A 1,177-nucleotide genomic window follows, 5' to 3' on the forward strand; every position below is an offset into this window, starting at 1 on the left:
GTTACTCGATGATCTTCGACACGACGCCGGCGCCGACGGTGCGGCCGCCTTCGCGGATGGCGAAACGCAGGCCGTCTTCCATGGCGATCGGCGCGATCAGTTCAACCGTGAACTTCAGGTTGTCGCCGGGCATCACCATTTCGGTACCTTCGGGCAGCATCACCGTGCCGGTCACATCCGTGGTGCGGAAGTAGAACTGCGGACGGTAGTTGGCAAAGAACGGCGTGTGACGGCCACCCTCGTCCTTGGTCAGGATATAGGCCTCGGCCTCGAACTTGGTGTGCGGCAGAACCGATTTCGGCTTGCACAGAACCTGACCACGCTCAACGCCCTCACGGTCGATGCCGCGCAGCAGAACGCCGACGTTGTCGCCCGCTTCCCCACGATCCAAGAGCTTGCGGAACATCTCGACGCCGGTACAGGTCGTCGTCTTGGTGTCCTTGATCCCCACGATCTCGATGCTGTCGCCAACGTTGATCACGCCACGCTCGATCCGGCCGGTCACAACCGTGCCACGGCCCGAGATCGAGAACACGTCTTCGATCGGCATCAGGAACGGCTGATCCACAGCGCGCGCCGGCGTCGGGATATACTCATCCACAGCAGCAATCAGCGCGCGGATCGAGTTCTCGCCGATTTCCGGCTGGGTGCCGTTCATCGCATGCAGCGCCGAGCCGCGGATGATCGGGATATCGTCGCCCGGATAGTCGTATTTGGACAGAAGCTCGCGGATCTCCATCTCCACCAGTTCCAGCAGTTCCTCGTCATCGACCTGATCGACCTTGTTCATGTAGACGACCATGTAGGGGATGCCCACCTGACGACCGAGCAGAATGTGCTCGCGGGTCTGCGGCATCGGGCCGTCAGCGGCGTTCACAACCAGGATCGCACCGTCCATCTGCGCGGCACCGGTGATCATATTCTTCACATAGTCGGCGTGGCCGGGGCAGTCGACATGCGCGTAGTGACGCGCTTCGCTCTCGTATTCCACATGCGCGGTCGAGATCGTGATCCCGCGCGCCTTCTCTTCGGGTGCCCCGTCGATCTGGTCATAGGCCCGGAACTCGCCGAAATACTTGGTGATCGCCGCCGTCAACGTCGTCTTGCCGTGGTCAACGTGACCAATCGTGCCGATGTTCACATGCGGCTTGTTACGTGCAAACTTTTCCTTTGCCAT

1 protein-coding gene is annotated in these 1,177 nt (G+C 61.1%); it reads right to left on the reverse strand.

Annotated elements, in window-relative coordinates; translation table 11 throughout:
• Position 1: 1 nt before the first annotated feature.
• Positions 2 to 1,177: elongation factor Tu (gene tuf / locus ACSSVY_RS22760; protein ID WP_454272320.1), on the reverse strand; the 1,176-nt coding region annotated here is incomplete at its 5' end.

It is taken from the genome of Roseovarius sp. MBR-51 (genome assembly GCF_053628575.1).